Annotated in this window: 18 protein-coding genes and 1 pseudogene; 10 read left to right on the plus strand and 9 right to left on the minus strand. The window is 45.5% G+C overall.

The window, feature by feature from the left end:
- Window positions 1–117 precede the first annotated feature (117 nt).
- The 3 genes from JHD45_RS10670 to JHD45_RS10680 are packed head-to-tail and all read left to right on the plus strand — an operon-like array spanning window position 118 to window position 2810.
- Window positions 118–630: a hypothetical protein gene (locus tag JHD45_RS10670; protein WP_199476508.1), complete on the plus strand. Its 513-nt coding sequence runs from the start codon at window positions 118–120 to the stop codon at window positions 628–630.
- Window positions 631–636: 6 nt separating this feature from the next.
- Window positions 637–2409, plus strand: coding sequence for a sensor histidine kinase (locus JHD45_RS10675; protein WP_199476509.1), 1773 nt, complete (start codon window positions 637–639; stop codon window positions 2407–2409).
- Window positions 2410–2456: 47 nt separating this feature from the next.
- Complete coding sequence (locus JHD45_RS10680) at window positions 2457–2810, plus strand: Hpt domain-containing protein (protein WP_199476510.1); 354 nt, start codon at window positions 2457–2459, stop codon at window positions 2808–2810.
- A gap of 22 nt (window positions 2811–2832) precedes the next feature.
- Here the strand turns inward: JHD45_RS10680 and JHD45_RS10685 are convergent, their stop codons facing one another.
- Both JHD45_RS10685 and phoU read right to left on the minus strand, forming a co-directional pair.
- A complete protein-coding gene (locus JHD45_RS10685; protein WP_199476511.1) occupies window positions 2833–3333 on the minus strand; it encodes a GAF domain-containing protein in 501 nt (166 codons plus the stop codon).
- Between the two features lie 134 nt (window positions 3334–3467).
- The gene (gene phoU / locus JHD45_RS10690) at window positions 3468–4187 is read right to left on the minus strand and encodes a phosphate signaling complex protein PhoU (protein ID WP_199476512.1); all 720 of its coding nucleotides are present in this window, start codon (window positions 4185–4187) and stop codon (window positions 3468–3470) included.
- A 470-nt stretch (window positions 4188–4657) separates the two neighbouring features.
- Between phoU and JHD45_RS10695 the strand changes: the two genes are divergently transcribed.
- The 4 genes from JHD45_RS10695 (at window position 4658) to JHD45_RS10710 (ending at window position 10788) form a co-directional block, all read left to right on the plus strand.
- Window positions 4658–5632, plus strand: coding sequence for an NADPH:quinone reductase (locus JHD45_RS10695; RefSeq protein WP_199476513.1), 975 nt, complete (start codon window positions 4658–4660; stop codon window positions 5630–5632).
- 245 nt (window positions 5633–5877) lie between these two features.
- Window positions 5878–6648 (plus strand): AraC family transcriptional regulator, encoded by a 771-nt coding sequence (locus tag JHD45_RS10700; protein ID WP_199476514.1) that lies wholly within the window; start codon window positions 5878–5880, stop codon window positions 6646–6648.
- A 309-nt stretch (window positions 6649–6957) separates the two neighbouring features.
- Window positions 6958–10080: a bifunctional proline dehydrogenase/L-glutamate gamma-semialdehyde dehydrogenase PutA gene (gene putA, locus JHD45_RS10705; RefSeq protein WP_199476515.1), complete on the plus strand. Its 3123-nt coding sequence runs from the start codon at window positions 6958–6960 to the stop codon at window positions 10078–10080.
- Between the two features lie 24 nt (window positions 10081–10104).
- Window positions 10105–10788, plus strand: a complete 684-nt coding sequence (locus JHD45_RS10710) for a 1-pyrroline-5-carboxylate dehydrogenase (RefSeq protein ID WP_199476516.1) — start codon at window positions 10105–10107, stop codon at window positions 10786–10788.
- A gap of 83 nt (window positions 10789–10871) precedes the next feature.
- On the opposite strand, the gene JHD45_RS10715 is transcribed toward JHD45_RS10710, so the two are convergent.
- The 4 genes from JHD45_RS10715 to JHD45_RS10730 all read right to left on the minus strand — a co-directional run bounded on the left by JHD45_RS10715 (window position 10872) and on the right by JHD45_RS10730 (window position 20525).
- A complete protein-coding gene (locus tag JHD45_RS10715; protein ID WP_199476517.1) occupies window positions 10872–17201 on the minus strand; it encodes an AAA family ATPase in 6330 nt (2109 codons plus the stop codon).
- Between the two features lie 246 nt (window positions 17202–17447).
- A complete protein-coding gene (locus JHD45_RS10720) occupies window positions 17448–18485 on the minus strand; it encodes an ABC transporter substrate-binding protein (RefSeq protein ID WP_199476518.1) in 1038 nt (345 codons plus the stop codon).
- Window positions 18485–19870 carry a sensor histidine kinase gene (locus JHD45_RS10725; RefSeq protein ID WP_199476519.1) on the minus strand — a complete coding sequence of 462 codons (1386 nt, stop codon included), beginning with the start codon at window positions 19868–19870 and terminating at the stop codon, window positions 18485–18487. Before JHD45_RS10725 ends, JHD45_RS10720 begins: the two co-directional genes overlap by 1 nt.
- Window positions 19857–20525: a response regulator transcription factor gene (locus JHD45_RS10730; RefSeq protein WP_199476520.1), complete on the minus strand. Its 669-nt coding sequence runs from the start codon at window positions 20523–20525 to the stop codon at window positions 19857–19859. The genes JHD45_RS10725 and JHD45_RS10730 overlap by 14 nt, the downstream gene beginning before the upstream one ends.
- Window positions 20526–20656: 131 nt before the next feature.
- Here JHD45_RS10730 and JHD45_RS10735 point away from each other — a divergent pair, with 131 nt between their 5' ends.
- From JHD45_RS10735 to JHD45_RS10745, 3 genes are read left to right on the plus strand one after another with little or no spacing between them, the layout of a single operon-like run.
- The gene (locus tag JHD45_RS10735) at window positions 20657–21634 is read left to right on the plus strand and encodes a Bug family tripartite tricarboxylate transporter substrate binding protein (protein ID WP_067340610.1); all 978 of its coding nucleotides are present in this window, start codon (window positions 20657–20659) and stop codon (window positions 21632–21634) included.
- 17 nt (window positions 21635–21651) lie between these two features.
- Window positions 21652–22089, plus strand: coding sequence for a tripartite tricarboxylate transporter TctB family protein (locus JHD45_RS10740; RefSeq protein WP_199476521.1), 438 nt, complete (start codon window positions 21652–21654; stop codon window positions 22087–22089).
- Between the two features lie 2 nt (window positions 22090–22091).
- The gene (locus JHD45_RS10745) at window positions 22092–23579 is read left to right on the plus strand and encodes a tripartite tricarboxylate transporter permease (protein ID WP_199476616.1); all 1488 of its coding nucleotides are present in this window, start codon (window positions 22092–22094) and stop codon (window positions 23577–23579) included.
- Window positions 23580–23708: 129 nt separating this feature from the next.
- On the opposite strand, the gene JHD45_RS10750 is transcribed toward JHD45_RS10745, so the two are convergent.
- The 3 genes and pseudogenes from JHD45_RS10750 to JHD45_RS22275 form a co-directional block, all read right to left on the minus strand.
- Window positions 23709–24767 carry a Gfo/Idh/MocA family oxidoreductase gene (locus JHD45_RS10750; protein ID WP_199476522.1) on the minus strand — a complete coding sequence of 353 codons (1059 nt, stop codon included), beginning with the start codon at window positions 24765–24767 and terminating at the stop codon, window positions 23709–23711.
- A gap of 168 nt (window positions 24768–24935) precedes the next feature.
- Entirely contained in the window at window positions 24936–25256 is a 321-nt protein-coding gene (locus JHD45_RS22270; RefSeq protein ID WP_233407770.1) for a 2TM domain-containing protein, read from the minus strand.
- A 75-nt stretch (window positions 25257–25331) separates the two neighbouring features.
- A pseudogene (locus JHD45_RS22275) lies at window positions 25332–25445 on the minus strand (helix-turn-helix domain-containing protein); the annotation flags it as partial.
- Between the last annotated feature and the right edge of the window lie 142 nt (window positions 25446–25587).

Genomic DNA, 25587 nt, shown 5'->3' on the forward strand with positions numbered 1-25587 from the left:
CAGCGATGCTTGAATACGTTTTTGCTATCTTTTTGCGATGCTCTTTATGAGGCATCGGGAACGTTGCACGAAGTCGCGAGCAAGATTTTCTAATGAGTACACTCTAAGGGATTTAATATGCGCTTCCTCCTTTTCTTGGTCTGCCTCACAGCCACGTGTTATTTACCAACAGCTGAAGCATTAGAATCCCCAAAAGGCCCTGTCGTGCTATCATTATCTGGCATCCTAGAAAAGACCAATGGCGATCAACAAGCCAATTTCGATATGGCAATGCTTGAAAAACTCCCCCAAAAAAGTTTTACCACCAGCGCCCCTTGGACCAATAAAAAAGATACCTACACAGGCTTTTCCGCTACTGATTTACTCAAACAAGTCGATAGCAAAGGAACTTTATTAAGAATCACAGCCCTTAATCAGTATATTATCGATATCCCTGTGAGCGACTTTGCCAAACATGGCGCCATTTTTGCGATTGAAAAAAATGGTCACCCCATTAGTATTCGGGATTTAGGGCCCATCCTAGTCATCTATCCTTTTGATGATCACCCCAATCTACAAAATGAGGTCTATTATTGGCGCTCCATATGGCAAGCAAGATACATCGAAATCCTCTCAACCCCACAGGACTAATTGCGCATGTTACGCCAATTTAACCGTGAGAAATTGCCCTTTAAAAAGTGGTGCTTACTGAGTTTTATCTCATTGCTTTTCAGCATTGTGTTCTTTGCTGGCGGGATTTTTTTCTATGCTTCCGAAGGCACCAAAGCGACGCAACAGCGCATTTACGAGAGCTCTTTATGGAATGCCTTACAGTTTCAGTTACAATCCTATCGCTTTGTTAATTACCTAATTCAAATCAAACCCTCAGATTTACCTCTTAAAGGCCAAGCATACAATCAATACGAGCTGCTCATGAGTCGGCTTGACTTACTACGAAATGGGGACGTGGGCTACTTGATTCGAGGCATTACTGGCGGAAGAACATTACGACTTCTCAATATCATCACCGGAGAATTAGAACTCATCAGTCTCAACCTGACCAAAGTAGAAAGTGGCGACTTGTCTTACTTAGACGGTATGGTGAATCGCATGCACCATCTCGACAAACAAGTCAACGAACTGACGGTATTGGTCAGCCGAGACACCAATAAATACATCGCAACACAACGGCGTCACCTTGGTGATAACTTACAACATATTCAATGGATGATTGGCGGCTTTTTACTCTCATTAAGTTTGCTTTTAATTTGTTTGATTAAGAGTTACCAACAGTACAAAAAAGCCTTCAAAGAAAACCAGCAATTAACCCAACGGGGTTTGTATATGAAGGAAGAACAAGCCCAAAAACTCGCTATGATAGAACAAGAGATGCGCCCATCTATTCAGGCGTTATCCACCTTATCTGAAAACTTTATCAAAACCGATCATCAGGCTAGCAAGGTGCAAATGTCTAATCATATTAAAGAGTCAAGCCAGCAACTGATGACCACACTCAATATGTTCACCGATATTGCCTTACTGGAAGCAAATAAGCTGGATTTCAAATACACAACGGATAACCTAGAACAGTTTATAGAGAGTCGTGTTCTGTCTATGGCAGCGCAGATTGATAGAAAAGGCTTAAGACTCGCTACGTATGTTGACCCTTTTATTCAATCTACGATTTCATTAGACTTCAAGCGTTTTAATGACATTCTCTCAGCTCTGCTGCAAAATGCCATTACCTATACGCCACAAGGTGGCAGTATCAGTGTCCAAATTCGTCCATCCGATCACGAAACGCCTTCCTCCCAAACGGGCCAACGAATGATGCGCATGGTAGTACAAGACAATGGTATCGGCATGCCAAACAGCATACAAACGGCATTACGTAGCAAAAACCCCTTCTCTCCAAGTAAAGAAGAATCCCCTTTCCATGGGGAAGTTGGCCTTGGTTTGGCTTTTTGCTATAAGCTGGTTGAACATATGCAAGGCGACATTCAATTCACTAGTGAAGCCAACCATGGCAGCGAATTTTGGATCGATATTCCCTATCACCTCACCAGCGATAGCCAACCTCTGCCAATGCCGCCCCAAAGCCATTCCATCAAACGGGCACTACTGTTTGAAACAGACCCCATTTTAACCAACACATTGGTGCTACAACTGTCTAAAATGAATATTGAGGCCATGTTATATGACCCTCAACATTACCCATCAGAAGAGAATTTTGATGTCATCATCGCCCACGGCGATACCCTATCGCAAGAAATGGAAAACGACATTCAACAGTGGGGAGACAGTGGAAAACCCGTACTGTGCGACACATTGACGTCCGCAGAAGAAGAGCAAATTGATGGCAATGGAGAGGCCTTATCCTCGCCATTGACACAAAGCAAACTGGAAAGATTGATTGTACGCTATAGTTAACACACGGCTTCAGAGCAGTCTGCCAACGCAAAACTCAAGGAGTGATGGTGAGTGAAATTGATCAAGATACTTTAAGCACCTTAATTACCATGTTAGATAAAAACATGGTAAATGAGGTACGCCTCGTGTTTGAGAAAGACTGCCAAGAAAAAATGGCTTCACTAGAATCCGCCTGGGTGCAACAAGACCTCGTCACCGTTGCAGAGATCTGCCATGCGCTCAAGTCCTCTTCGGGAAATCTCGCTTTACTTTCCCTGTCAAAAAACTTTGAGACGCTTGAGAAAGACGCGAGAAAAGCCCATACCGAACACTTACCGCTAGCAAATAACCTAAACGCTATCAAAGCCCATGTCAGCAGAGCACTCAGTGAACTCAACACCTACTTTCAGCAGATGCCTTGATCGATATTCGTCTCCAATCCCACTAAAATGACCACTCGAGGTCAGTTGACTCAATAAAAGTCGTGACTAAAGCTTCTAAGCCCTCTTGATCCGCTGGGGAAAAACGTCCGACTTTAGGGCTGTCTATATCAAATACACCGATAAGATCCCCTTCATAAACAATGGGAATCACGATTTCGGACGCTGAAGCGGAATCACAAGCAATATGCCCAGCAAAGGCATGCACATCCTCCACTCGTTGCGTTTTCTGGCTGTGTGCCGCCGCCCCACACACTCCCCGACCAAATGGGATACGGGTACAAGCGACTTTTCCAACATAAGGACCAAGTACCAATTGCTTATCCCGAGCAAAATAAAACCCAGCCCAGTTAAGTTCTGGCAAGGTTTGCATCACAAAAGCAGAAAACTGCGCCGCGTTGCAAATCAAATCCCTTTCGCCACCTAACAAGGACGCTAACTGACTGTTTAGGGTGTCATAAAATACGTCTAATGGGGTGTTTGAATCGATTTCTATCTCAAACATCGTTTTCACCTAGTCCATAAATAAAACCCGATCATAGAGAAAGCGACGCCAAGAGCCAATGATAAAAAAACAAAAAAAAGCCCAGCGGCTTGAACGCTAGGCTTTTCCAATAGAATCTCATCCTTCGTAGACAATCATTCAGATTGCGTTGTGACCTGCTCGTCGATTTTATCCATCGACATATGGCGTACATCAATCCCTTTCACCAAGAAAATAAGATGCTGGCATACATGGCGAGTATGATCACCAATACGCTCTAAAGAACGTAAAATCCAGATCACATGAAAAACCCGTGTAATGCTGCGTGGGTCTTCCATCATGTAGGTCACTAAGGAGCGTAATGCCGTTTTGTATTCCAGGTCCACGGTACGATCTTGCTTAGCCACTTTAACGGCTGCATCAATGTCTAAACGGGCATAGGCATCCAATGTATCATGGATCATTTTCGATACCATGGTGCCGATACGGTTAATCTCGACATAGCCGCGAGGAGATTCCCCTTCATCGATCAACTGCATAGTCAGGTTAGCAATTTTTTTCGCTTCATCACCAATACGTTCAAGCTCGCTCACCGCCTTGCTGATAGACAATATCATACGCAAATCGCCAGCGGCAGGCTGACGCTTAGCGAGGATCCGAGTACATTCTTCATCGATAATGCCGTCTAACTCATTTACCGTCACATCTTTGTTTTTAACGTCTTGAGCGAGCGAGCCATTGCTATCCAAAAAGGCTTGCAGCGAATCCTGTACTTGCTCTTCTACCACACCTCCCATCGTCAGAAAGTGCTGGCGCAAGGTTTCCAGTTCATGATTAAACTGTTGCGAAGTATGATCTGTGGTTAACTCTTTCATAGTATTTATACCCTCCGCCTAGCGTTAGCGGTGTCAGTCAGTTGTTTGCTTACTTGTTTGGTAAACAAGGGGTCGTATCGCCAAAGAAAGTCAGTCGGGTATCGCATACCTTGAGTCTGACGACTCCCTAATGCGTTTTGATATCTTTTCATCAACAGGTTATCAAGACGACTACGGGAGGGTTTGACTGATCGGCACGACCAATCATAACGCATTCCTTTACAAGACTATAAAGTGATCACATGACAAAAATATGACAGCACACTTGCTAACATAAAATTCTCTTGTGAAAACAACCGTATTGCGAAGGAGACAGCTCGAAACAAAACTGCCCATTTAAAAATCAGTTTTTCTGCGTCGCCTGACTTTTTGTCACAGTATCATCTTATCTTCATGACATAAACAACCTTGCTGATGAAGCGAATAGACCTTATTCTCAAGCCATCTATAAATAGTCTTAGGATCATCAAATGAAAGCAATGCAAATCAAGGACTATGGTCCAGCCAGCGACTTAACGCTTAACAACGTCAACCAACCCAGTATTAATGACGATCAAATACTGGTAGAAGTCAGTGCTGCAGGTGTTAACCCTGTTGATACTTATATTCGTTCTGGCACCAATAACTACACAACGACCTTTCCACACACACCAGGTTCTGACGGTGCTGGCACCATTGTACAGCTAGGCCAAAACGTGACAGGCTTTGAGCTGGGGCAACGGGTGTATTTTACCCGTAATCTGACAGGGTCTTCGGCCCAATTTGCGGCCTGTCTACCCTCTCATACCTTCCCTTTAGCCAATGCTTTAAGTTTTGAAGAAGGTGCCTGTATCGGTATTCCCTTTACTACCGCCCACCGTGCTTTGTTTGGTCGAGCTAAAGCGCAGACGGGGTATAAGGTCCTGATTCATGGGGCAACCGGCGCTGTGGGCACCGCCTGCGTGCAATTGGCGCTATTAAACGGCATGGAGGTTTTTGCTAGTGCAGGCACACCTGCAGGGGCAGAGTTATTACGTCAGCTGGGTGTTACCCATGTGATTATGCATAACGAAGAAGGCTACTTAGCCCCTTTCCAAAACCTAGAAAATGGCTTTGACGTGATCATCGAGATGCTCGCCAACCATAACTTATCAGAAGACTTAAAAGCTCTAACCTTAGGAGGTTGCGTAGCGATTGTTGGCAATCGTGGCACCGTCGAGATCAACCCTCGTGACCTGATGGCTCGAGATGCCTCAGTCGTTGGTGTTGCCTTAGCTAATGTAAATCCTGAAGCATTAGCATTGATTGCCTCATCCTTACTGCCACACTTTGAAAGTGGTGAACTCAAACCGGTGATCCGCAAAGTCTATGCCTTAAGCGATTTAGGCCAAGCCCACGAAGATGTCTTGCTTCCAGGCGCCCTTGGTAATCTGGTGGTCAAAGTAAAATCAGGCTTTCATCAATAGTCAGCGGCCTTATCCTTTACATGCCAAAGCGCCTTTGCAGCCCAAGACAAGAGACAATGTGAAGACGCCTTGGCTTTTTAGGCATTCCAATGATGGAGGAATATGAAGTAACTCGTTCCCATTCCGTCTAAAAATGATCCTAACCATTTCGCTGGATAAAAGGGATATCCTTAGAATACCCCTACTCAAGACTCTATAAGACCGCTATACTAAAATATTATTACTCGTATCATAGGTTCGTAATTTTGACTCCTTCTGATTCCGATGTGTTCAGCTTACCTAACGAAGCCGATGCCCATGATCACGATTACCACCAACTGGTTGTGGTCGTGGACGGCAGCACCGACTTCGATATCGAAGGTAACAGCAGAGAACTGCAAACAGGTGGTGGATGTATTCTGCCCTCATCGGATAGTCATGCCTTTGCAGGGCTTGGGGAGAATCGAATCATGGTGGTCAATTTGCCGATTCCACCACAAAAAGCGATTACCGACGAAGAATACGAAATCGTCTCACGTTTGTTCGATAAAGCCGCCTATTTTCAATTAAATCCTCGATTACAAATTCTAGCTTCTGCGCTATCGGGCGAACTTCAACAATACCCAAACGATCCTATTTTAGCCCGCGCCTGCGGCAACACATTATTGAGCGCCATCCGTCACCAACTTAATAACAACAAAGATGTTCGGCAGCGCGGTAACCATCTCGACATTGGTAAGCTGGATCAATTTATTGAGTTGAACTTATCTCGTCGTGTACACATTAATCAATTGGCTAATTTTTGTTTTTTAAGTGTCAGTCAGTTTCACGAACGCTTTAAAGAACGGACAGGCATCACGCCACACCAATACTTAATGCGTAAACGTATAGAGCGCGCACAAAAATTATTGAGCGAAGGCGTTCCCCCCATTCAAACTGCTGAAATGTGCGGTTTTTCTAGCCAAAGTGCGATGACCAACATTTTCTCTCAAACATTAGGGATTACGCCACTGCGTTATCAAAAACAGTTTTCCTAGGGCATGAGAGCCGTACTTTTTTGCCCTGTTTTTGGTCATTGACGACGTATCCCTCTATTTTGCGCTCATTTTCAAGTCTTTTGTAAATTTTAGGGAGATTAGTCGGACTTTCTTATAAAAAAAACCGACTTTTTCGAAAGACAGTTTCTTAGTTCTGTCACTAAAGTGTGTTCACAATCCAGTCGTCCCGTTTCTTGAAAAGTTGAGACCAATAAAAACACCAAAAAACGGGACAGTGCTCTGTAACAACTTACGGTCCAAGCAAGAAAATCGAACTGTTTTTTTGTATTGTCGCGGGAGAATCCGACCATGTTTAAAGCAATTGAAGTGTTAGAACCAACCTTCATTCAGCGGCCACTTAATGAGTTATGGCAACTTATATCCCCTCTTTATAAAGCGGATGAAGAGGCGTGGCTGAATGAATTGTTGCCCTTGGCAAAACCAACTGATATTGAATTAAAAAATTGCACGGATGCAGCGACGCACTTGATTGAGCAAGTTCGTAAAGACGACGACAGCATGTCCATGATCGACGCCTTGTTGTTGGAATACAGCCTTGATACCAAAGAAGGTATCTTGTTGATGTGTCTCGCCGAAGCCCTAATGCGCGTACCCGACAAAGAAACGGCCGATGCCTTTATCAAAGACCGTTTAAGTGTGGCGGATTGGGCATCCCACGCCAAAAACTCAGACTCTTTCTTTGTCAATGCGTCCACTTGGGGACTCTTGCTAACCGGCAAAATCGTCACCATGGATGAAGAAAAAGATGGTAAGCCTGCGAACTTAGTGAATCGCATGATCAACCGTGTGTCCGAACCGGTAATACGTAAAGCGATGAACCAAGCCATGAAAATCATGGGGCACCAATTCGTATTGGGTCGTAGCATTTCAGAAGCCCTTTCTCGTGGTAAAAGCTATCGAGACAAAGGCTACACCTACTCTTTCGACATGTTAGGTGAAGCCGCCTTGACCGCATCGGATGCAGAAAAATACTTACAATCTTATATGCAAGCCATCGAATCCGTTGGCCAGGACACTTACGGAAAAGGCCATCGACCAACGATTTCGATCAAATTGTCAGCCCTTCACCCACGCTACCAAGTGGGTTGTGAAGAACGTGTCATGACAGAGCTGTTTGACAGTGTAAAACGTCTGATTAGCAAAGCTCGTTCACTGAATGTTGGCATCACCATTGATGCAGAAGAAGCCGATCGTCTGGAACTGTCTCTCAAATTGTTCGAAAAACTCTACCGCGATGACGTCACTCAAGGCTGGGGGTTGTTCGGACTAGTGATTCAAGCCTACTCTAAACGTGCCTTACCAGTACTGGCTTGGATTGCAGCCCTAGCGAAAGAGCAAGGTGACCGTATTCCATTGCGTTTAGTAAAAGGCGCTTACTGGGACTCAGAAATTAAACTTTGCCAACAACGTGGCATTAATGGTTACCCTGTTTACACTCGTAAAGAAGCCACCGATGTGTCTTATTTGGCCTGTGCACGCTTCCTACTAAGCAAGCATACCCGAGCGAATATTTTCCCACAGTTTGCCAGCCACAATGCGCACACTATTGCGGCCATCAGCTGCCTAGCAAAAGAGTTAGGAGCAACGAACCAAGAGTTCGAGTTCCAACGTTTGCATGGTATGGGCGACGCCCTTTATAACAGCCTCATCAAAGACAGCGACATTTGCGTGCGTATTTACGCACCTGTTGGTAGCCATAAAGACTTGCTTCCCTACTTGGTTCGTCGCTTATTAGAAAATGGTGCAAACAGCTCTTTCGTTCACCGTTTGGTTGACGCTCGCTGCCCAATTTCCGAATTGGTTGGCCACCCGGTAACCACACTGGAAGGTCGCAAAACTTTGGCAAACCCGTTCATAAAATTACCCATCAATATGTTTGAAGACCGTAAAAACTCCTTCGGTCCAAACATTGAAATCGAATCAGAGTGGCATCCCTTCAAGTCGAAAATCGACACCTTTATGAGCCAAGACACTCAATGGCGCGGCTACCCGATTGTCGGTGGCGAGCCCGTGACTACTGGCCATACACACAGTGTGAAGAGCCCATACAACCACGACGAGACCGCAGGTCAACTTGACTGGGCAGATCAAGCAACCGTCACCAAAGCAATTGACCTTGCTGAAGCCGCTTTTCCCGCTTGGTCCGCTCGTCCTGCGTCGGAGCGCGCGGATTGTCTAGAGAAAATGGCGGACTTGATGGAGGAAAACTACCCAGAGTTGATGGCGCTGTGTCATCGGGAAGCGGGTAAAACCATCCAAGACAGCATCGATGAAGTACGTGAAGCTGCGGATTTTTGCCGCTATTACGCGCAACAAGCACGTAGCCATTTCACAACACCCACCACCTTCACCGACTTTCTTGGCGAAGAGAAAAATGTGCTCTTGAATGGTCGTGGCGTCTTTACCTGCATCAGTCCTTGGAACTTCCCATTGGCAATCTTCACAGGCCAAGTGGTCGCCGCCTTGGTGATGGGCAACACTGTGGTTGCCAAACCCGCAGAGCAAACCAGCTTAATCGCCATTCGTGCCGTTGAAATGCTCCATAAAGCCGGTGTTCCAGGGGACGTGCTACATCTTTTACCGGGCGATGGTGCCTCTGTTGGTGCCCCCATCACCAGCGATAAACGGATTGCTGGTGTCGCATTCACAGGTTCAACTGGTACGGCTCAATTGATCAATCGCACCTTAGCAGGTCGAGGGGTTGCCCCGGTTCCCGTGATCGCCGAAACCGGTGGGCAAAACGCCATGTTAATCGACTCAACTTCGTTACCAGAACAAGTAGTTCGTGATGCGGTTCGCTCTGCTTTTGCTTCTGCTGGACAACGTTGCTCTGCCCTGCGAGTCATGTTTGTTCAAGCAGACATCGCTGATCGTGTCATTCCTATGATCAAGGGGGCGATGGCCGAGCAAAGTGTTGGTTTACCAGCGCTTCACAGTACCGATGTGGGTCCAGTCATTGATAAAAAAGCACAAAAGATGTTGCTCGATCACATAGAACACATGACAAAAGAAGGCAAACTGATTGCTCAATCGACATTGCCAGCGTTTGCGGATAAAGGCACATTCGTTCCGCCGACGGCTTTTGAAATTGCCAGCATTGATCAATTAACCGATGAAAAATTTGGCCCAATCCTTCACGTCGTGCGCTACAAAGCAAAAGACATGGATAAGATCATCGACACCATCAACAACTCAGGTTTTGGTTTAACCATGGGCGTACACAGCCGTAACGAAACCACCTGCGCGCACATTGCCCAACGTGCTCGTGTCGGCAACTTGTACATCAACCGCGACCAAGTAGGCGCCGTTGTTGGCGTACAACCCTTTGGTGGTCAAGGCTTATCTGGTACCGGTCCAAAGGCTGGTGGTCCACACTATCTACAGCGTTTCGCGACTGAACAATATCTTTAAGTCGGCGTATAAGGAGACATGGTAATGACAATCATACAACCTATTCAAATTGATGTCGCTCGAAGCGCCTTTGAAGCTTGGGATTCATTAGGAGTTAATGGCCGCGTTGAGCGCTTAGCTCGCACCATGACCCTATTGCCAGAAGCACAGCGAAAAATGGCAGTTTGGCAACTGAATAATGCCCAACACGAAATTGCAGAAACCCTAGTGATGCCAGGGCCAACAGGGGAAAGAAACGAGCTTTCGACCCAAGGTCGTGGTCCTTTCCTATGCCTGTCGGACTTTGAGACAGACAATGCCAAAGTAGGCTTAGTGGGGCAAATTTTTGCGGCGCTGGTCGCTGGTAACCCGGTTATCACGGTTGGCCTTATGGGCCAGGAAATCATGGATGCCATTCTGGACGCCGTCCCAGAAGGTATTATTCAAAACGTCGCCGAGTCCGCCGTTGATTCATTAATTGAAGCGGATCATCTTGCTGGTGTCGCCATTTTATGCGATGCCGACAAGGCACAGTCTTTGAGTAAACGCTTGGCTGACAAAAGTGGTCTGATTTGCCAATTAGTGGAAGAAACCAATCTAGACACATTAGGTAAAATCGCAACTCCACATTACATTTTGCGTTTTGTGACAGAGCGTGCGGTCTCAATCAACACCACCGCAATCGGTGGTAATGCGACCCTACTGGCACTAGGCAGTATGGAAGAATAAGTCTCAATATAATCCCTGCTATTGAGTTTTTTAAGCCCTCTTTCTCTCTAAAAAAGAGGGCTTTTTTTGTCAAAAAGCAAACGCTAGCTCTGGGATCTTAGCTTAGAGATCCTCTCTCTAGCCCTTTCAAACTCTATGTCATCAACTAAGCTGATGATCTCGTCCACTTGAGACACCCAGTTTGCAGCATCAGGATGCTGTTTCAACCGCAACAGTGAGGATGCCACCTGGAAATCAGAGATCGATAGCAAATACTCGATTTGCTCTAACAACCATTCAATAGAAACCTCTTGTGCTTCAGGAACAGGCGCTTCAGCGTCATCGATAACGGTATAAAGCTTCTCTAGCAAGGTTGATAAGGTCTCACAGACACAATCAAAGAGGTCGATATAAGGGGCCTGATCTTCTAGGCATTTCTCTAGCTGTCGACTCTCTTCCTCCAATTGTGTCGCACCTAAATACGCCGCATTAGACTTAAGCGAGTGAACACAAATTCTTAAATCGTCAAGCTGACCCGATGCCTCAAGCTGCTTGAGCAACACCATATTAGTCAAACCGTCCTGAATGAAGTCCTGAATAATCTGTTTATAGACCTCTTGTCTTCCTGAAATCCTCGGCAAAGCAAGATCCGTGTTCAACCCGACGTCTTGATTGAGACGCGCGATTAGCTCATCAAATACGAGTGAGCTTTGCTGCGACGGTTTCGCAGGCATCACAGTCTCCTCCAGCGTCATATAGCGCGACACCATATCTAGAAGAACCTCAGGATTAATGGGTTTGGACATGTAATCCGTCATACCCGCATCCAGACAACGCTGTCGGTCTTCCAGCCCCGCATTGGCCGTCATCGCAATAATGGGAAGATCCAGATCTGGATAGCTGTGGCGAATGCTGCGAGTGGCCGTAAAGCCATCCATCACTGGCATTTGCAAATCCATTAATAACAGCTGGTGTCTATCAGGGTTCAGCGTTTGCAAGGCCTCTTCACCGTTTGTCGCAATATCAATACCGACATCCAACTCTTCAAGAAAGCTCACAACAATTTGACGATTCAAGGCATTGTCATCAACCAACAACAGCGTTTTACCCGCAAGAGATCGAGATTTGCTGCGTTTATGCTCCACCCTAGCATTAGCACTAGCAGGTAATACACACACCTCAGAAACGGCTTCAACGTCATGCTGCCAAGCACGGCTTTGAGCGCTGCGTTGTAAGGGGATTTGGAAATGGAATGTGGAGCCATGACCCAGTTCACTGTCCAGCCAGATACGGCCATGCATCAAGTCCACCAACTGATGACAAATGGCTAAGCCTAGGCCAGATCCACCATAACGGCGCGTGATCGAGTCATCGACTTGAGTAAAAGGCTGGAATAAGCATGTTTGCTGCTCTAATGTCATCCCCACGCCAGTATCCTGCACACTAAAGCTCAATACTTCTTCACCATCCGCCAAGAGCTGGGGTGACACAGTGATTGTAATGTGCCCCCTGTCGGTAAATTTAATGGCGTTATTCACTAAATTAATCAGCACCTGTTGAATACGCAGTGGGTCACCTAGCAAATCAACAGGGGTTTGATCTGCAATATTTATCTCCAGATTGAGGTGCTTCTCCTGAGCCTTGATGGAGCTCACCATCAAGACATGGTCGATAACCTGCTTAAGAGAGAATGCCGTGGTTTCAATGGTCATTTTCTTGGCTTCAATCTTAGAGTAGTCAAGAATATCGTTGATAATCCCCATCAAGGCTTCGGCCGATACGAGAATATTATCGACAAAACCTCTCTGTTTAGCGCTAAGCGGCGTTTTTTGCGTCAGCTTACCCATCCCAATGATGGCATTCATAGGTGTTCGAATCTCATGACTCATGGTAGCTAAAAACATCGATTTCGCACGATTGGCTTCTTCCGCTTGACGTTTGGCGTAGCTTAATTGTTCCGTACGCTCTGCTACACGTTTTTCAAGGGTGGCATAGACCAAGGCATTGTCGATAGAAATGGCCGCTTGCCCAGCCAAAATAGCCAACACCTGTAAACGCTCTTGCGTAAAGGCCGATGCTACCAAATTGTTTTCAAGATACAAAAGCCCAAGGGCCTTACCCCGCTTCACTATCGGATAACAGAGTACGGATTTAGGCTGATACTTCGCAATATAGGGGTCCTTAACGAAGGAAGCGTTCTGTCGTGCATTATCAATAATCAGAGGGGTTAACGTACGACGAACATAAGAAAAAATAGACGATGGGTAAGCCAAACTAGCACTGTCTGTCAGGGGAATATCTTGTAACACGGTCATTTCCCCTTTATCCAGCTCCCCTTGCGCTTCAATGAGCCATTCACTATTGATGTTTAGCGCCAACATTCCCCGTTGTGCCCCTGCTTCCATAAAAATGGTGCGCATCAATTTGGTTAGAAGATGCTCAAGCACAATCTCTTCCGAAATAATTTGACTGGCTTTGACAACGGATAATAAATCTAGGCTATTCGACGCTGTCGTTAAACTCATCTGAGTGCTGTGAGCATCCACACTTTCTCGGGAACGAACCAACTCAGGAAACGCCAACTCAAGTGCAAGCACTTTGGCTTGCGCGCCCCATCTCATGTAGTTGTGGTGGGCTTCTTTTAAATAAAGTCCTGCAAATTTGCTTTTACCGCGACGCATCCAATAGCGAGCCGCCAGCTCATTTGCTATTCCCGCTTGATGTAAAAAGCCTTGCTTATCAGACTCCTCGATCGCTAAATCAAGTAAATCAACGGCCTGTTTATGCTCACCACGCAAGCGAGCTAATTCAGCACGAATCAGATACACTTTATTGGCAAAGTTATCAGGGTAGTTCGTTGCCCAGTCCGTGAGACGCGAGAGACACACATTGATCTTTGAGATAATAGCGTGCTTTTCTTCCTCGGACTCTTCTTCGTCACACAAAGAAGCCAAGATAAGCCCCTGCATAAAATAATAGTCCGCATTGGTAAACCAACCAAAGGTAGCATCTAAGGTCACAGCGGCTTTCTCAGCCATGTCGCTTCCTTGTTGATAGCGACCAAATAAAAAACATTCCTGCATTTTATTCAGGTAATAGTAGTTCAAACACAAAGCGTGTTTCTGCTGTTCCATATGCTTCACAAACGCATGTTCATTAAAGTCCTCGTCATTCCAGCTTTGTGTTGAATCGCTATGGCCTTGCAATAAAGCGGTATTCCTTTCCAAGATTTCCAATATCTCTAAGGTATTAGGATCGCCGATACTCTCCAAAATGGGACGAATATGCTGGTTTTCCTTTATCACATCTGTAAGGGGAAGCCCGGCTAACTTCATGATTTTTAAAATATGAAACGCGCTGTAGCTGATAAAAATACGGTCCCCCACATCCATACCCGCACTCAATGCTGACTTAAGCAGAGCGATGCTGTCGTGAAGGGAAGCTGACCATGGACTGTTGGTCACAGCAAACATGGTATATACCTTACAACGCAATTTATGGTTATCTGTTTTATCGACTAGGTCGACAGATAACTGTCCAAAGCGATAGCCAGTTTCATAATCCCCGTAAAAAATACTCAGCATAGAGCCATAGCAGGTGTAGCCAAAAGGTGACACATCTGTATTACCATACTGAATAGACAGGGCCACCAGCTTCACCACAGCTAAAGTACTCATGGGTAAGTTGGCGTTAATTGCTGGCCCCCAAATCATCCCCAGCAACTGGCATAACATGCGCTTCTCTGCCGCTTGCATGACAGGCAAGTTGAGCAAAGACTCTACCGTGTTCTGCTCTAGATAAGATTGGATGATCTGCGACTCACTGAGCATGGCTTGCTCGATTTCCTCAGTGTCTGTTGGCCACTCCACTCCCAGTAGCCGAATGGCGTCACACCCCACATCAAGGGCTTCTTGGAAGCGCCCGTGGTTTGCATAAAGCTCAACCTGATGGGCATACACTTCGACCTTTTCCATCACCGTCTTCGATTTTTCCAATAAGAGCGCACAATATTGATGGCCCGCCTCAACATTGCCGCACAGCAACTCCACTTCGGCACATTCTTTATAACAGGACAAGGTCAGTGGGTAATAATCTTCCCACCCCTTGTGCTCAAGAATAGCAATGGCGGATTGAATGTAGTGCAATGCATGCTCGTAGGCATTGGCTTTTTTAGCTCGTTGCGAAGCCAGTAAGTTAAGCTCGGCTAACTCTCGCCGTTTCTCTTCGTCTTCGAGTAATGCGAGAGCCAAATTCAAGTGATTGACTATGCTAAAAAGACTTTCGCTAAGTTGGAAAATCCCCTCTTGCTGCTGGAAGGCCAAACCAATTGTCAGGTGGCATACCTGACGCTCAGCATCCGGCAACATGTAGTAAGCCGCTTGCTGAACCTGATCGTGCAGAAATTTATAGCACGATACCCCAAGTTCGGATAATGATGTCTGCGTTGACGCATCCAATTGGACAACTAAACCCTGATCGAGAATCTCTGCAAGCAAATCTGCAGTTTGCTCAGAAGTTTGATCTGTGAGTAAAGACAGAATGTTGGTATCAAATCGATTACCGATACAAGCAGCCGTTTTCAGCAACGCTTGCGCATCCAGCGAAAGATGCTCGATTTTTCGTACCATGAGGTCCACAATATGATCGGCCACATCGAGGCGTTCTATTTGCTTTTGATCCCAATGCCATAAGCCTTGCTGTGAATCAAAATAGATCAAGCCTTCACTGCTTAGTTCCCCTAAAAACTGCTTTAGAAAGAATGGATTACCCAGTGTTTTACCATAGCAAAGCGCCGCTAAGTGCGCTTGTTGCTCATCGTCCCGATGCACACTATCTCGAACTAAGGCGTCGACATCTTGCTCTGTGAGTGGCAGTAACTTCAGCTCATTCACGTTGGCATAATTCTCTCTAAGCTCTTTTATCATCAAAGACAGAGGATGCGTCACGCCAACCTCATTATCTCGATAGGCTCCAATCACCAAAAAATGGTGGGCAGTGCTGCTGGTGATCAGACTGTTTATCAATCGAAGAGAAGCGCTGTCCGCCCATTGCAGATCGTCAAAAAAGAGGGTTAACGGATGGTCTTGTGAACAAAATAACTGAATGAATTTTGGGAAGATCAAATTAAAACGGCTTTGCGACTCCATGGCCGACAACTCGATCAACTTTGGCTGCTCACCGATAATTAACTCAAAGCTCGGCGCCAGATCGGTAATAACACGGCCATTTTCTCCCAGCACACTCAGTAGTTGGGTGCGCCAGTAGTCAATACTCTCCTCTTCTTTCGCGAGCAACAGATGCGCAAGCTGTTGGCAGGCTTGCTTCAGGGCCGAATACGGCACATCGCGATTAAACTGATCAAATTTACCAGAAACAAAAAAACCGAGATGGGTTTGTGACGCTTGTTTGGCTTGTTCAACCAAAGACGATTTCCCGACTCCAGAGTACCCCGAGACAAGAAACAGCTCACCACTACCAGAAATACTTTTCTCAACAACCGCATCAAGGTAGGCGATATCTTTCTCCCTGCCATAGAGTTTTTCGGGCACCTGAAACTGGGGAAACAAATCCTTCTGGGCTAATGGAAAAGGCTCAATCTCACCCGTTGTTTGTAGCTGTTGTAAACAATAGGCAATATCGCATCCCAAACCACGTGCGCTTTGATAGCGTTCTTCAATGCTTTTGGAAAGGAGTTTTAAAATGATGTCTGAAACCACTTGTGGAATACGCGGGTCGACTTGATTAGGGGGTATCGGGGAAATGGCTAGATGACTATGAATCAATTCAATAGGATCATGATGGGTAAACGGTGGCTCCCCCGTCAAACACGCGTATAAAGTGGCTCCCAGAGAATAAAAGTCTGAGCGATAATCAAGCATGCGGTTCATACGCCCCGTTTGCTCTGGGGAAATATAGCCTAAAGAACCCGACAAACTAAATACAGGAATCGCCTTGTCTATCGCGGAGGACAACTCCTTGGCAATACCAAAATCAATCAGGCAACACTCACCGGTTTCTCGGTTGCAAATCACGTTGTTTGGATTGATATCACCATGAACAACCTGTGCTTGATGAATCGCCTCCAAGGTATTCGACAGTTGATAGGTCAACTGAAGCGTTTCTTCTAACTTCAGTGGCGCGGACTGTAATATTTGAGCAATACTTTCGCCACCAATGTCTTCCATAACTAAAAACAATGAGTGCCCCAGTTTTTCTAGAGACAGCACACGACAAATACCGTCAATATGGGACAAACGTTGCTGCAGAAGAAACTCTTCTCGAAAACAATTCAACTGCTCGACGCTTGGAAACTCCTGCTTTAGTAATTTGATGATGACAGGGAGAGCATCTCGGTTTCTCACCCCACGCAGCACTAACGAGTGTCTGCCATCAAACAATAAAGACTGAGTTGTATACCCAGGAACTAAGATCATTGTTTATTCCCACCCTACATCATTCAAGACACAGTAACACACTTTCAAAGGCGCTTATTTCATCTACATCTATTAACAGTATTGTTGCTAAATCAGAATTATGTACATTTTAAATACAAAATATGCTTTTTGCTGATAACTTACGAACATCTAAATAAACTTTTATTACAATAAAAAGTACAATTAAAAATTCAATTGCCAGAATTGGACAGCACATCAAATACGTACGGTTTGATATAATCAAGCCTATTGTTTTGAGGGTGACAATGCGTTTTCCCACGATCGAATAAAACGTTTTTTCTTCGACTGGTCCAGATACACCATCAAGGCAGGCCCTAATGGAATGGGATGAAAGTTAATGGTCTGTTTAGTTGACAGTAATCTATCCGTCAAAGGATCAAGGCTCGGGTATAAGGCAATCAACTCACTTTTATCCGCCATCACCTGTTGCCCATGTTTAGAAATAAGGTAATGCACAAAAGAGCGAGCGTTTTCAACATGCTTCGCCGCCTTGCTGATATACGCTACCCGACTGACCACTAAGGTATAATCTTCAGGGATCACGACACCAATTCTTGGATCATGTTTTGCTCTCGCCAGGGAGTAAGAGCCAAGCATGTTATAGCCAAGTACAAGCTTATTACTGGCAATATCATCCAATATCTGCGATGTACAGCAGTACACTTGCGTAATCGTTCTGCCAAGGCTTTCCTGCAAACGCCCACTAATGCTTGACGCCACTTCATCTTGTGTGGCAATCAGATAGCCCAAAGCCGAGCGTCGCACATCATAAGACCCGACTTTATGAGTGTAAAAAGCATCATTACTGCGCATAGAAAGCGCAAGAGATTCATGGGTACGAGGGATGGTTTTCCCTTTAAAAGCCTGTTTGTTATACACAAAGACAATGGGTTCGTAGGTAAAACCAACGGCCTCGTTACGCCACTTGGCCCAATCAGGCAAAGCCTCTAACGCGGAATCTTTAATCGGCTGAGCATAGCCATCATTGACCAGACGAACTTGCAAATCCATTGAAGAGCTGATCACCACATCTGGCTGCTGGTCTAAGGGCAGTTTTTTAATAGTCTGATAGAGCTGTAGTGTATTAAACTCATGGTAATTCACCTGAACATCAGGGTGACGCGCTCGATAATCGTCTAACAACGGCTTAATCGCCCGCAGGTCAGTGGCACTGTATATATCAAGTGCATTTGAGTTGCTTTTAGGGGCAGCAAACAAAGCAGATGAAAACACAATCCATAAGCCTATAAAGTAGTATCGCATTAGCTTTCCCCTACTCTTAACTGGACGCGGGCTCTTAAGCCCCCTAATGGACTGTCTTCTAGAAAGAAACGTCCTTCGTGGGATTCCACAACACTGCTAACAATCGCCAACCCTAAACCAGACCCTTCTTTGCGTGTGGTTAATCGCTTAAAGCGCTGCACAGCTTGTTCTCGTTGCGCTTGTGGAATCCCCGGTCCCTGATCATCGATGATGACATTCACATGGCCCGCCTCTTGCGTGAGACTCACGTCAATTTGGTTTTTTGCTGGACCATAGACAAGGGAGTTCTCTAGCAAATTCCTAAACGCTTCTTTCAACGCAATCCAATCCCCTTGAACCGAGCCTATCCTCCCATCACAATGATAAGAAAACTCAATCTCAGTATGGGCATAATCTCGAACACATTCCGTTAACAGCTGCTTGACCAAAGACTCCATGTTCACATCCTCAACTATTCTGGTATCACCGCGATGCACCACCATGGCATGGGAAAGTAGTTGATTCGTTAAGCGGGTAAGACGTAGATGCTCCTCTCGAATTCGACCAAGATGAGCCGGCAGCTGACTCAGATCTTGACTCTGGCTGGCGATGTCTAACTGGGCTTGTGTCGCGCTTTGTACTGTACGGATTTGATGGCTTGCATCAGCAATAAAGGTTTTCATCCCGTCTAGATTTGACGCCAGTCTAGTTTGATATTCATTGATGGCATCCACTAATGGTGCCACCTCCTGTATTGACGTTTTGTCTAACGGGGTTTCTGAGAAAGACGTTTGTGTAAAAAGCGACTTTGATATGGTGCTGAGTGGCTCTAATGCGCGATTAATCGACCACCATAAGACAAACAAAACCAACAGCATAATGCCCAATAGGGTAGCCAAGCTACGGACTAAAATATCATTTCTCATCTGATCTCGGGCGTTGAGGGTTTGCCCTAGATACACACTCACCCACCCCGATACTTCAGGTTCTGACAGCCATTTACGCTGCATGACCACTCTAATGTGTTCAGATAAATAATTGGCGTCATAGAATAGTGTCCGCTCTTTACCAAGTGATTGATTGGGCAAAGGAAAATTTTCATAACCTGTGATGAAGTTGCCTTGCGGTCCTTGCACACGATAAAACACCTTATCCTCACTGCTGAGTTGCATCATTTCAAATGATGCGTAAGGAATGTCTATATCGACATTGGCCCCAGTGACATGCACCCCTTCCAACATTGATAAACTGGCACTTCTTAACAGACGATCATAGGAGTAATTCGCCGCTTGCTTGGCATAGTGCCAAGCCCCAATGCTCAGCAAAACAAAAACGACCAACAGCAAAAGGGCGCTACGTACCAACATACGTCGACGCAAGGAGTAGCTTGTACTAATCGTCGACATGGGCGAGATAGCCAAGGCCACGAATGGTTTTGATGATGAGAGAAGAGTTAGCCAGTTGTTTTCTTAAACGAGTCAACGTTTGCTCAATTGCATTGGGCGTATAGGCCTCGTTGAAATCATAAAGTCGGTTAGAGATATCGTCTTTGGTTAACACTCGATCTAGATTTTTCAAAAACAATTCTAGCAACTGTCTCTCTCGCTGGCGTAACTCCAAAAGGCGACCATTCACTGTGGCCGAGTGCGTCGCCAAATCGTAAACCAAATTTCCACATAGAATATCGTTACTGGCTTTACCTCTTTCACGACGGTATAGAGCCCGACAGCGAGCGGCTAATTCGCGAAAATCAAACGGCTTCGCCAAATAATCATCCGCACCAAAATCCAATGCACTGACACGATCGTCTATTTCTGTGCGCGCCGTTAATACCAATACCGGAATGCGATTACCGTTTGCTCGTAAACTTTGTAGCAGTTGAAAACCACTGGCCCCGGGCAAATTAATGTCGAGGATCAATAAGTCAAACGACTCTAACGAGACACTGCTTCTCGCCTTCTCTACCGAGTTTACCCAGTCCAAGGGGTGGCCTTCATTATGAAAATACACTTGGATGGATTGGGCAAGACTATCATTGTCTTCAATTAACAGCATCCGCATAACGATATCCTTAATAAATGACACATTATTATACCATGTCAGGAAGATGTCAGCTTTATGGTGTATTTTTTAAAAATATGTTCTCAAAGAGACATACAACAAAAACAATAATGCTATACCGGAGACACTCTATGAAAGCACGTATCGCCACATTATTACTAGCGAGCGGATTGACACTTGCCTCAGCAGCCCACGCATTCGAACCCAATAAACCCAGCTGTATTGCCCCAGCCAAGCCTGGCGGTGGCTTTGATCTAACCTGTCGTATTCTGTCTACAGGCTTTGCCAAAGCTGGAATCACCAAAATACCAATGGCCGTAACCTTTATGCCTGGGGGTGTTGGTGCAGTTGCCTATAACTACATCAACGCAACGGACCCCGATGATCCCAATAAATTGGTCGCTTTTAGCTCTGGTTCATTACTGAATATTGCCCAAGGCAAATTTGGCCGCAACTTAGATGAAAATGATGCACGTTGGGTCGGCACCGCTGGTGTGGATTATGGTGCCATTATGGTTCGCGCTGATGCGCCTTGGAACACACTGGGCGAATTGGTAGATGCCATTAAAAAAGACCCAAGTAAATTCGTCCTTGGTGCAGGGGGAGGTGTTGGCAGCCAAGACTGGATGAAAGCCGCCATTCTGATGAAGTCCTCAGGTGTTGACCCTAAGAAAATGCGTTACGTCGCATACGAAGGGGGTGGTGAAGCATTGGCCGCCCTTTTAGGTGGGCATATTAAGGTCTACCCAGGTGATGTTGGCGAAATGAAAGGCTTGGTGGAATCAGGCAAGGTAAAAGTCTTGGCGATCATGTCACCTGAACGCCTCAAAGGTGAATTTTCGAACTACCCAACGGCCATAGAGCAAGGCTATGATGCAGAATGGACCATTATTCGTGGTTATTACTTAGGGCCTAAAGTATCCGATGAAGCCTATAACTACTGGTCCGATCAATTTCAGAAAGCCTACAACGACCCTGCCTTCGAAAAAACAGTAGTCGATCAAAACCTCGTTCCTTTCAACATGTCAGGTAAAACACTAGATAGTTACATTAAAGAACGTGTTGGTTATATGCGTGGCTTAGCCAAAGAAGCGGGCTTAATTAACTAGTGAATTGAGGCGATAACATGCTATATGACCGCATTTTTGCGGGTGCATTTTTGGTACTGTCTGGGCTAATTGCCTGGACAACTTACCATTTTAATGTCCCGTTTCAGTATGAACCCTTGGGGCCAAAAGCCTTTCCCCTTATTTTATCCGGCATTGCAGCACTATGCAGTGTTTGGCTGTTTATCAAGCCGAGTCAAAATACTTGGCACCCCACCAAAGAAGTATGGGTAAAAATCCTTTCAGGGTTAGGCATTATGGTGCTTTACGCTGCACTGTTTGAAAAAGCAGGATTTATTATTTCAACCACATTTGTTGGCACCATTTTTAGCTGGTTGTTTGGTGAAAAGCTCCTTAAAGCCTTCCTGTACGCCCTCGTTCTCAGTCTTATTAGCTATTTTTTATTAGCAGACTTAATGCAACTTAATGTCCCTGTCGGCATTCTATTCGGAGAGTAATGATGGACGTTTTCCATTACTTAGCACTCGGGTTTTCTGTTGCCCTCACCCCACTCAACTTAGGGTTAGTATTAGCTGGCTGTTTCATCGGTACCCTAATCGGCTCACTACCGGGAATTGGCCCCATCAATGGCGTGGCCATTTTATTACCTTTAGCCTATTCCGTTGGCTTGCCGCCTGAATCGGCGCTGATTCTTCTCGCTGGTGTGTATTACGGTGCAGAATACGGTGGCCGTATTTCCAGCATCTTACTCAACGTTCCTGGAGATGCCGGAGCCATTATGACCACTTTAGATGGCTACCCGATGGCCAAACGAGGAGAAGGGGGACGAGCGCTGGCACTCTCTGCAGTTTCCTCATTCTTTGGTAGCATGGGCGCGCTGCTTCTTATGGTGATTTTTGCCCCATTACTGAGTAAATTGGCCATTCAATTTGGTCCATCTGAGTATGTATGGTTGATGATTTTCGCCTTTACCTGTTTGGCGACGATGGTCGGTAAACGCCCCATCAAAACCGTAGTTGGTGTGGTCATCGGCTTGTTACTAGCGACCGTGGGCATCGACTCTGGCACAGGTATTTTGCGTTTTACCATGGGTATCCCCAATTTGTTTGATGGGGTCGACTTTTTGGTTGTTGTGATTGGTATGTTTGCCATTAGTGAAGTGTTAATACTGTTAGAAAGCTGGGCTCGCAATGATTTAAAACTCACGCCTGTTGGCAAAAGCTTTGTCTCTTTTGCCGACCTAATGGCCGTGAAATGGGTCATTTTCCGCTCCACGATTTCTGGTTTTCTCATCGGCGTACTGCCTGGTACCGGCGCTTCCATTGCTAGTGCTGTGGCTTATGGTACAGAGAAACGTTTTGCCGAAGGCAAAGAAGAACACTTCGGACAAGGTGATATTCGTGGCCTAGCGGCACCAGAAGCCGCCAATAATGCCTCGGCGGCAGGTTCTATGGTGCCGATGTTAACATTGGGAATTCCAGGCAGTGGCACAACGGCTATTTTATTGGGCGCCCTATTGATGTTCAACATCACCCCAGGTCCTCTGTTGTTTGAACAACAACCTAATATTGCCTGGGGACTCATTGCATCTATGTTTATTGGTAACATCGCCTTATTGGTGATGAATTTACCACTCATTGGTTTGTTCGTTCGTCTGCTTTCGATTAAACAATCTTACCTTGTACCCGTGATTGTGATGTTAACCTTTGTCGGTATCTACTCCATTCACGGTGACACCTTTGATCTGTTTTTTATGATTGTGTTAGGCGTTTTTGCCTTCATTTTACGTAAATTAGGGTTTTCATTGGCGCCTGTGATTCTTGGGCTCGTACTGGGTAAAGTCTTAGAGGAAAACCTTCGACGGGCTCTTTCTATCAGTGGAGGTGATTGGTTTATTTTATTCGATGGTGCCATTACTTATGTGTTGGCCATTGCCACCGTATTAGCCATTGTCCTTCCGAAAGTCATGAAGTTAAGAAAAAAATAACCCTTATTCCTTCTGCACCAGTTCAAGCTATTGCAAAAAAACGCCCCATTAGATACATCAATCTAATGGGGCGTTTTAATAGAGTATAGCTTTCTAAATACTGTGTGAGGCCTATGCCTTGTCAGTAGATTAATAGTTTGTTTTATAGTCCCACGACATACGCTGTCCGGTTTCAGAAGACTGCTCCGCAAGACACAAACCATAGATTAATTGACAGGCCTGATCCATAGACACTGGGGCGCTTCCTTTCCCTAGAATAGCCTCTCTTAGCTGCGCATAGAAGGCACCATAATCCCCATGGACTGAGGATTCAGCGATGACTTCAATATCATCTTGTGAGCGCGCTAAAAAGCGCGTCAGCGTCTGTTGTGCCCCTTGAGAAGGATACTCTCCATGCCATGGCATTTGTCCTGACCGTAACGCTGGCTCTTGTGGATCTAACCCAACACATTGCCAACTACCTTGAGTAAATCGGCCATTGAAGCGGCGCATCTCTCCGGCCTCATAGGGTGTCGCCCCCAAGCGAATACGTTTACCAGGATAACCTAATTCAATTTCAAACCAGTCGTGGGTTTTTCCATTCTCTCGTAAGGTATCAATACTGGCATGCAGCCATTTTGGCGCTCCGAGCAGCGCTAACATTTGATCTAATAAGTGCGACCCTAAATCCCATAATACACCTGTAGCAGGACCTGGCTGCTCTCGCCAACGATCTTGTACCACTGGGCGAAAACGGTCAAAGCGCGAATCCAAATGCTTCAGCTCGCCCATTTCACCACTGTCAATTAATGCTTTTAAACGTTGGAAATCCCCATCAAAACGGCGATTTTGATACACGCAAAACACCACCCCCTGTTGTTTTGCAATGCGACACAGATACTCTATTTGTTGAATACTAGTGACGGATGGCTTCTCCAATAAAACATGCTTACCACTTTCTAAAGCCAGTTTAGCTTGCTCAAAGTGCAATTTATCGGGCGTGGTAATGACTACCAAATCAATGCTCGGTGTATGGCACATTTCCATGACCGATTGTAAGACGACGGCATTCGGTAAAACGGCATGAACGGCCTCGACCTTAGAACTGCATACATGAGTCATTTCCATATGCGGGTCATTCATCACAAAAGGGGTATGAAATACTTGTCCGGATAAACCAAACCCAATTAAGCCAACCTTGATTGTCATAAACGCCCACTCCTCATCTGCTATAAGTTCATAGATAAATAATAGTTTGAACTCAAACCATTTTGCAAGTTTTAATGGCAACTCAAAGGAAGTTCCAAGAAAGCACGATAAAAAAATCGCTTCAACACTTCTTTATTTATCGCACTTGCTCTTGGGTAAAATGATCACTTAAAGCTTGCGACCGAGCTGTTTTTCCACCTGTCGCTTTTCCCATTCAGGGCCGAACCACTTAATCACGTTAAACACGCGTAAGCCATGAAAAGCCAAGCCCACTCCCCATCCCAACATGGACCAAGCCGCCCAAATATAGGAAGGATTAGTAAACAAATTGATGGCAAACAATATGGGAATGATTATGCAATACTGAGTGAGGTGTATATAAAAACCTCTCATTTTCTGTACTCGATAAAATGCCAAGCGCTCCTCGACACTAATGGTATGATCGGAAATGGTATGAACGGATTTTTCCTCTCTATCTTGTGTGGTCATATCGGTATCTCCTTGCAGTTCTGTTATAGGAAGTTCAAAAACAGCTGCTAAAGATTTCAACGATTCAAGTCCTGGATTTTGACCCTTTTCGATACGTTGAATCGTTCTGATACTCAATCCACTCAGTTGAGAAAGCTGGTCTTGCGACCAGCCCCTTTGAAGTCTAAGTTTTTTTACGATCATTCTCATTATCCCTACATGCTGTTTTCTTAATGAGCACTTAGCCTATTAAAAACGACACGGGTGCGTGACGACATATCACCGACACCAATATGACACTATTTAAAAATCAATCACTTATACACGAATAAAGACCTTTGCATGGGATCTT

The organism is Marinomonas spartinae, assembly GCF_016461715.1.
In the GTDB taxonomy this organism is placed as follows: domain Bacteria; phylum Pseudomonadota; class Gammaproteobacteria; order Pseudomonadales; family Marinomonadaceae; genus Marinomonas; species Marinomonas spartinae_A.